Source organism: Alteromonas sp. AO-Serp, from assembly GCF_017849675.1.
Classification (GTDB): Bacteria; Pseudomonadota; Gammaproteobacteria; order Enterobacterales; family Alteromonadaceae; genus Alteromonas; species Alteromonas macleodii.
In genome coordinates this window covers 1-988 of record NZ_JAFLMX010000198.1, presented here as the reverse complement: position 1 = coordinate 988, position 988 = coordinate 1, and the positions used below count along the sequence as shown (strand labels likewise).

Sequence of the window (988 nt, the reverse complement as noted above, 5' to 3'; positions counted from 1 at the left end):
AGATGTGAATAAGAGACACCACTAAAAATGTTGACGGCGGTGAAATTTCATCGAAGCTTTCTACGGTGCGAGAGCTTAGGTAGCGGCTTCGTAAGGTATAGCTGAACCCTAGTTGGTTACTTCTTTGATAGTAGGTTAGCCCTGCACTCACCACACCTGGCACGGTGCCATCGATGTGGCGACCTTCGCCTTCAACGCTGTCGCTAAATCGGGCTTTGGTCCACGCAGCTTCAATGTCTGTTGTTAGGTGATGGCTTATCCAGTAGTAGGCACTCACTTCAATGCCGTGTCTCTCGGAGGGGCGACTGGCTTCAGTAAAGCCTGCATCACCAACATATACCAGCTCGCTATCAAGCTCTAGGCGCCACAAGGCAGCAGACAGGTTATAGGTTTTGTTATCGGTATAGTTAACGCCCGCTTCATAGCCAAGGCTCTTTACTAACAAGGGAGCAGCTTCGGTGGCGTCACCACTTACCGGGTCTATATTAATGGTGGCTCCCCGTGCATCGTTGGAATGAAAGCCCTGCCCAACGTTGGCAAATGCGGTAAGTTGGTCTGATACACTGTACTTCAAGCCTGCTTTAAGGGTAAATAAACCGTCACTTTCGCTTCCTGAATTAGCACCAAGATTACTGGTAACGTCCACATCTAAGTAATCGTATCTGCCTCCTAATGAAAGGCTTAATGCGTCACTTAGCACAATGTTTGACTGGGCAAAAAGTGCATAGCTGTTACTGTCTATTTCGTCTTCTCGAATAGTGCCAAAGCGGGTTAAGTTTTGGGTGCGATACAAACCCACGTTTTCAATATCGTCGAAACGCCACTGGCCGCCTAAGGTAATACTGCTTCCATCCGTAAGCGCCAAGGGAAGGGTAGTGAATATTTCAGCACCATAAATTTTTCGGTCGTCGGCCTGTTCGAATTGATCGCCTCTCTCTGGGTTATCAAGGAAGTAAGTGAAATTAGAAAAAAGGCTAAGCGTTGTATC

General features: G+C 47.6%; 1 protein-coding gene. It reads right to left on the bottom strand.

What is annotated here, in order from left to right; genetic code table 11:
- Nucleotides 1-988, bottom strand: a 988-nt coding sequence (locus QVA83_RS13385) for a TonB-dependent receptor domain-containing protein (RefSeq protein ID WP_287498548.1), incomplete at both ends; no start/stop codon positions are given.